This window comes from Paenibacillus contaminans, from assembly GCF_003285015.1.
Classification (GTDB): domain Bacteria; phylum Bacillota; class Bacilli; order Paenibacillales; family NBRC-103111; genus Paenibacillus_V; species Paenibacillus_V contaminans.
Genome location: NZ_QMFB01000026.1, coordinates 99479 through 106233, shown reverse-complemented (window position 1 = coordinate 106233; position 6755 = coordinate 99479). Strand labels below are relative to the sequence as shown.

Below are 6755 nucleotides of genomic sequence, written 5' to 3'. Positions count from 1 at the left end.
CGAATGGCTGTGCCCGTGATCATCGTGCTTATGATCCTGCGAATGGCTGTGCCCGTGATCATCGTGCTTGTGATCATGCGAGTGGCTGTGCCCGTGATGCTCATGCTCGTGATCATGCGAGTGACTGTGTCCATGGTGCTCGTGCTTGTGATGGTGGTGATGCTCATGCTCATGCCGGGTTTCATGTCCCATGTGGATCAAGGGAGGCGTGCACTTTGCCAAATGCGGGTCGGTGTGACCGATAACGATGCGAAGCACGTTCGGCTGGCTCGGCAAGTCGCGGGTACCGGCGCCGTAGCCGATCGATTCGACGATCATCGGCGGAAGGGCGCTTGAAAACTCGTCGACAATACCCGCTGCGATGCCTGCGCCGGTCGGCGTAGTCAGCTCCACGCGGTGTGAGGACGGCGCAATCGGCAATCCCTTCATCATTTCCAGTGTAGCCGGAGCAGGGACCGGGTAAATGCCGTGATCGCAACGAACGGTTCCCGATCCGAGGGGGACGGGGGCGCAAACGATTTTGTCGGCCCCTATGGAATCGAGCGCCAGCGCGACGCCGACGATGTCGACGATCGAATCGATAGCGCCGACTTCATGGAAATGAACCTTATCCACAGGAATACCGTGGATTTTCGCTTCCGCGATGCCGATATTGCGGAAGATCGCCAAGCTAAGCGTAACGACGCGTTCGCTGAAGCCTGCACCTTCTATAAGCTTAACGATATCCGTGTAATGGCGGTGATGCGAGGGAGCCGAGCCCGGCTCGATCACGACGTCCATTTTTAGCGCGGATATGCCGCTTTTGTTCACGCGTTTCCATTCGAGCGCAAACGGTTCGATGCGTATCTTCGCAAGCTCGTTCTCCACATATTCGCGGTCCGCCCCGGCGTCGACAAGCGCAGCCAGAGTCATATCACCACTAATCCCCGAAAAACAGTCAAAATAAACGATTTTCATGTTTCCCATCCTTCTTGGCTAAAATGGCAAGCTTATTTCGACGCCGCTTGATCGGCGATGTTCTTGTGAATGATGCCTGCTGCGTACCCTGCCCCGAAGCCGTTGTCGATATTAACGACGGTGACACCGGGCGCGCAGCTGTTCAGCATGGCAAGAAGCGCGGCCATACCTTGGAAGCTTGCGCCGTAGCCGATGCTGGTCGGGACGGCGACGATCGGCTTGGACACCAGGCCGCCGAGCACGCTGGCCAGCGCGCCTTCCATGCCTGCCGCGACAACGATGGCGCTTGCGCCGCGAATGACGGGCAGCCGCTTGAAAAGCCGGTGAATGCCGGCTACGCCGACGTCGTACACGCGCTCGACGTGCGACCCCATGCATTCCGCGGTCAGAGCGGCTTCCTCCGCTACCGGCAGATCGGAAGTTCCGGCGCAGACGACCGCTATATAGCCGCTTTTTACGTGCAGGATCGGCTTTTTGAACCAGGTCAGGGCACGGGCCGTCGCATGATAGGTTACGCCGCTCAGCTGCGCGATGACCTTCTCCGCTTTATCCGCATCGACGCGTGTCGCCAGTACCCGGTCGGCATGCTCCATCAGCTTGGCGAAGATCGCGGTAATTTGCTCCGTCGTTTTGCCTTCGCCGAAAATGACCTCCGGAAAGCCGGTCCGTTTCTCGCGTTCCGTATCGACCTGCGCGAAGCCGAGGTCGGCGATGCCGGAGGAGAGCAGCGGCTGCATATGTTTTTTGGCTTCGTCTATTTGCAGTTCACCGCTTTGAACTTTTTGCAATAGCTGTTCAAGATCCATCATAAAGACGCGTCCTTCACTTTCTGCTTCGTCGACTGGCTTAGCACTTCATTCATGCTTCCCGTCCGATAACCGGCCAAATCCAGCGTGACATACGTAAAGCCAAGCGAGGTGAATTTCTCGAAAATGAGCTCGCGATGCTCCAGCACCTTATTAATTTCCTCCGGCATAACTTCAATCCGGGCGATTTTGTCATGATGCCTGACGCGAACCTGAAGGAGGCCGAGCGAAATGAGAAAAGCTTCGCCTTCGTCAAGCTGATCGATTTTATATTTTTCGATTTTGGTGCCGTAGGGGATGCGCGACGATAAACAAGCGAACGACGGCTTATCCCAGACAGGCAGCCCGAGTTCCTTGGCCAGCTGGCGTATTTCCGTTTTGACGAAGCCGGCTTCTTGCAGCGTACTGCGGACGCCTTGCTCGTTTTTGGCCTGAAGGCCGGGCCGGTAATCGCCGAGATCGTCCACGTTGGAGCCGTCGAGCAAATAGGAATAACCGAGCTCGCGGGCGAGCGTTTGCAGATGGGCGTACAATCCCGTTTTGCAGTGGTAGCAGCGGTCCGGGTTGTTGGCCACGAAATCGGCGTTCTCGAATTCCTTCACTTCCGTTTTATGAATGCGGACGCCCAGCTCTTCCGCGAGCTTTACCGCCGCGTCAAATTCGCGTGTTGGGAACGTCTCCGATGCCGCAATAACCGCGAGCACCTGATCCCCGAGCTCCTGTTGAGCCCTTTTGAGCACGAACGAGCTGTCCACGCCTCCCGAAAACGCGACCATTACGCGCCCCATTTCCCGCAAAATGGCGCCTAGCCGCTCATCCTTCTCCCGGACGGCTGCCGGTATTTGTTCCAGTTCCATGTAAGCCGCCTCCTCGCCGATTGTGACTGATATTTTCAACCGTTTTGGTTGTATGTGTAAAATGCCGCGCACAAAGACATCGATTTCTATGCACACGTTATCTATGCTATTCAGTGTACCATATTTGGCTTTGAAATCGAACAAAATCACACCTTTTCAAACAACGTCATCCGATTATTTCAATTAGGCTCAGTGTAATATGGAGATAAACGTAACGGATAACAAGCCGGCCCTTCAAGTTTTCATGATTGCGCCGCTCGTTCTTTCCGGAAAAATAAGGTCTGGCTGATATCTCTGAACGTATAACCTTGGCTGTTCGTTCGATATCCCGGTAAACGCGCTTGTCAACAAGAAGACGTGGCGGTTTATCTTTCCGCTGATTGTTCCAATTCCCGGTAAACACGCTCGTCCAAAAGGACGGCACAGCCATTTATCCTTGGTTCCATTTTCGTGCTATAATAGCGGGAAAGACGGAATGACCAATCTACGCAGAAAGCGGGTTCCAGGGATGCCAAGAGAACGGAGCGGCCGGAAGCCGGAATGGCTGAAGATCAAGCTGACGACGGATGAGAATTTTACGGAAATCAAACAGATGATGCGTTCCAAGACGCTCCATACCGTGTGCGAGGAAGCCAAATGTCCGAACATTCACGAGTGCTGGGCGAATAGAACGGCGACGTTTATGATTTTAGGCGATATATGTACGAGGGCATGCCGGTTTTGCGCAGTCAAAACAGGGCTCCCGACCGAGCTCGACCTGCAAGAGCCGGAACGCGTTGCGGAAGCGGCGGAGCAGATGGGGCTGCGGCATTGTGTCGTGACGTCGGTTGCGAGGGACGATTTGGCCGACGGCGGAGCGGGAATTTTTGCCGAAACGATTCGGGCGATTCGCCGGAAGATGCCGATGTGCGGGGTAGAGGTGCTGATCCCCGATTTTATGGGCGACGCGGAATCGCTGCGAAAGGTGCTTGACGCGAAGCCGGATATTTTGAATCATAATATCGAAACGGTGGAACGGATGTCGGACCGCGTCCGCTCGAAAGCCAAATACCGCCGCTCGCTCGAGCTGCTGCAACGCTCCAAGGAGATGGCGCCGGCCATCCCGACGAAGTCCAGCATCATGCTCGGCGTTGGGGAAACATGGGAAGAAATTTTGCAAACGATGGACGATTTGCGTGCCGTCGACGTAAATATTATGACGATCGGCCAATATTTGCAGCCTTCGCTGCAGCATCTGGTCGTAAAGCAATATTACACGCCGGAGCAGTTCGCGGAGCTCAAGGCCGAGGGCATGAAACGCGGCTTCAGCCACGTGGAATCCGGCCCGCTCGTACGCAGCTCATACCATGCGCATGAGCAGGTGAAATCGGCGGTCGAGACGCTCGTTTAGCGGTAGGAAGCGCGGATTTGAGCGCTCGGATTGGTCATCGGGCATCGGGCAAGCAGTGCTCAGCTAGTACCGTGCGCATCTCTAGGGCATATAGATGGAAAAAGTGCATCTATTTTTCTAGTTTCGTGCCTCATTTGATAAATAGATGGATTTTCTGCATGTAAATTAGCGAAAACCTTCAATACGGGCGAAATGGAACGAAATTAACTGGAGAAATTCCCGTTAAATGCATTTTTTAGCTGTTTTGAGCAAATTTAGCTGTAGGATTTCCAGTTAGAGGCGAGCTTACGCTTCACTTTACAGGGTAATCGGGGCTCCCCGTAAAGTACTCGGAATAAGCCTCGAAGCATCACTTCACTTTATGGGGTAATCGGGGCTCCCCGTAAAGTATTCGGAATAAGCATCGGAGCGTCACTTCACTTTATGGGGTAACCGGGGCTCCCCGTAAAGTACTCGGAATAAGCATCGGAGCATCACTTCACTTTATGGGGTAATCGGGGCTCCCCGTAAAGTACTCGGAATAAGCATCGGAGCATCACTTCACTTTATGGGGTTGAGAATGGGGGGATAGCATTTGTATCATGTTGGTGGCAATACGTACGAGCTGCTGGCCGAAAATAAGGATGGCTGGAATTTAGAGGCATTTCGCGAGCGGTACAGCGACGTGCTGGAACGATATGATTACGTCGTCGGCGATTGGGGCTACAATCAGCTGAGGCTGCGCGGATTTTTCAAAGAGTCGAATGCGAAGGGCAGCAAGGATTTCTCGATTTCGACGGTTCAGGATTATTTGAACGAATATTGCAACTTCGGCTGCGCTTATTTCATTATCGAGAAGCTGAACGTCAAAAACGCCCGTCAAGCGAACGGCGAGCTGCTCGCCGAGCATCCGCTTCAAAACGGCGGCAATGGCTCGGACGAGCTGCAGGAGCCGCAAGAAGGAATCGTTCCGCGGGAATGGAACAGCAGAGGGACGAAGGAGCCGCGGGAGAACCAGGACCCGGAGCGCTTGAAAGATAATCCCGAGAGGGAAGGCAGAGACGCCCCGCGCGAGCATATCAGGGACGAAAGACATCATCAGCGCGCGGCTCAGAGAGAGCCGAAGGAAACGCATCGCGAGCATGTCCGCGAACCGCGCGAGCACAAAGAGCCGCGTGAGCGCCATCAGCAGCACCACGAGCGCCAGGAGCGCTCGCATAAAGGTCACTCCGGCAGAGAGCATCAATCGGCGAAGCCGAAGTTTCAGCAAGGGAAAGAGCAGCATTCGTCAGGCAAGCAGCATGCGAACGGGTCGAAGCAGCAAATGTCTCGCGGTCAATCGGGGCCCGGCCAGCCGGGCGGCAAGCATCAACAACGCGGCCAGCAGCCACAGCCTAACAGCACGACCGGCCGACCTTAACGGAGGCGACGCAGTGGGGAAGAAGCGGAGAAACGGAACGAAAGCGGGAACGATATTGGCAGCCATGCTGCTTATGTCCGGATGCGGATTGATTCCGGTACATGAAGAGGCGAAGCCTGAACTGCTGCCGCCGGTCAAGGACAAGGTTGAATTGTTGGAGGTAAGCAAAGGCCATCTTTCTAACGAGATCCATGGTACAGGCGTTATCGTGCCGGCTAACACCGAGTTTGTAAAATATACGATTGACGGCAAAATCGCATCGGTACAGGTCAAAGCCGGCGACCGCGTGAAGAAGGGCGACGTGCTGATGACGCTTGATCCGCAATCGCTGGAGCTCGATCTGAAAAAGCAGCAACTGGCGTTGGAAGCCGTTAGAGTGGAGATGGACAAGGTTCGAAGCGGCGATTCAGCCGACGAAACCAAAATCGCCGTAATGAACGTGCAGATTGAGGAGATGCGTCTTGCGGGCATGGAAGCGCGTAAAGAAAAGCTGAAGCTGATCGCTCCGATAGACGGGGTCGTCACATTCGTCGATTTCCTTCGCCCGGGCGATAGAGCGGTCGCTTATCAGGATGTCGTCGGTATAGCGAATGAGGGGGCTCTGCAAGTTCGTTATTCAACTCCGCAGGGTTCCCTGACGAACCTGACCGAAATCGAGAAAGGCATGCCGGTCGAACTGACGGTTCGGGACCAAACGGTTACGGGCGTCGTTAAGCAAAGCCCTTCGTCTGCACCGTTTACGCTGGATCAAGCCGTTGCCGATCAAAACGCCCGCACGCTGCTTTTCGAGTTTGATTCCGTATCGTCTGACTTCGCATTCGGCGATAACGTGCATTTCAAGCTAGTGCTGGCCGAAAAAAACGACGTCGTCAAAATTCCGAGGGTGGCGCTGCGCTCTTACCAGGGGCGGGACTTCGTGCATATTATCGAAGGAGAGAACCGCAAGGAGGTCGACGTTGTCAAAGGTCTTGTGACATCGACGGAGGTTGAAATCAAGAAAGGGCTTGCCGAGGGTCAGCAGATCATCATGAACCGGTAATAGCAAAAGGGTTGCCTCATACAGTGCAGCCCTTTTTTCGTAGTGCGCCATTACAATCCATATAGCCGGAAACCTTCTTGGCCTATCGGAATCGGTAATCGGATTTTGGATGAAGTTCGTTTTCAATCTTGCCGTTCTTCAATCACATCTTCAAATCCATTGCGGAGTAACGCCGACGGAATGTCGCTGAAAGCCGTCGGCGAGAATGCAGCTGTTTAGCGGGAAGAGCAGCTCGGCAGCCCTTTACCAGGCTTGCGCATAATTTTAGCGGTTGCCGGCATAGAGCGGCTTTTCCTACATATGCTAA

General features: G+C 54.5%; 6 protein-coding genes. 3 read left to right on the top strand and 3 right to left on the bottom strand.

Annotation, left to right across the window (positions count from 1 at the left end; translation table 11 throughout):
* The 3 genes from larC to larE all read right to left on the bottom strand — a co-directional run.
* The coding region (gene larC / locus DQG23_RS31655; RefSeq protein WP_113035058.1) for a nickel pincer cofactor biosynthesis protein LarC at positions 1-957 on the bottom strand (957 nt) is incomplete at its 3' end.
* A 32-nt stretch (positions 958-989) separates the two neighbouring features.
* On the bottom strand, positions 990-1766 hold the full coding sequence (gene larB, locus DQG23_RS31650; protein WP_113035034.1) for a nickel pincer cofactor biosynthesis protein LarB: 777 nt from the start codon (positions 1764-1766) through the stop codon (positions 990-992).
* Positions 1763-2620, bottom strand: coding sequence for an ATP-dependent sacrificial sulfur transferase LarE (gene larE, locus DQG23_RS31645; RefSeq protein ID WP_113035033.1), 858 nt, complete (start codon positions 2618-2620; stop codon positions 1763-1765). Before larE ends, larB begins: the two co-directional genes overlap by 4 nt.
* Positions 2621-3128: 508 nt before the next feature.
* On the opposite strand from larE, the gene lipA reads away from it, so the two are divergent.
* From lipA to DQG23_RS31625, 3 genes are all read left to right on the top strand, one after another.
* On the top strand, positions 3129-4010 hold the full coding sequence (gene lipA / locus DQG23_RS31635; RefSeq protein WP_113035031.1) for a lipoyl synthase: 882 nt from the start codon (positions 3129-3131) through the stop codon (positions 4008-4010).
* A 574-nt stretch (positions 4011-4584) separates the two neighbouring features.
* Positions 4585-5409: a YutD family protein gene (locus tag DQG23_RS31630; protein WP_113035030.1), complete on the top strand. Its 825-nt coding sequence runs from the start codon at positions 4585-4587 to the stop codon at positions 5407-5409.
* 13 nt (positions 5410-5422) lie between these two features.
* The gene (locus DQG23_RS31625; protein WP_158560795.1) at positions 5423-6448 is read left to right on the top strand and encodes an efflux RND transporter periplasmic adaptor subunit; all 1026 of its coding nucleotides are present in this window, start codon (positions 5423-5425) and stop codon (positions 6446-6448) included.
* Positions 6449-6755: the final 307 nt, after the last annotated feature.

Coding starts and splice junctions, on each gene's coding strand:
- larE (WP_113035033.1), bottom strand. CDS start 2,620: ATGGAACTGGAACAAATACCGGCAGCCGTCCGGGAGAAGGATGAGCGG.
- larB (WP_113035034.1), bottom strand. CDS start 1,766: ATGATGGATCTTGAACAGCTATTGCAAAAAGTTCAAAGCGGTGAACTG.
- lipA (WP_113035031.1), top strand. CDS start 3,129: ATGCCAAGAGAACGGAGCGGCCGGAAGCCGGAATGGCTGAAGATCAAG.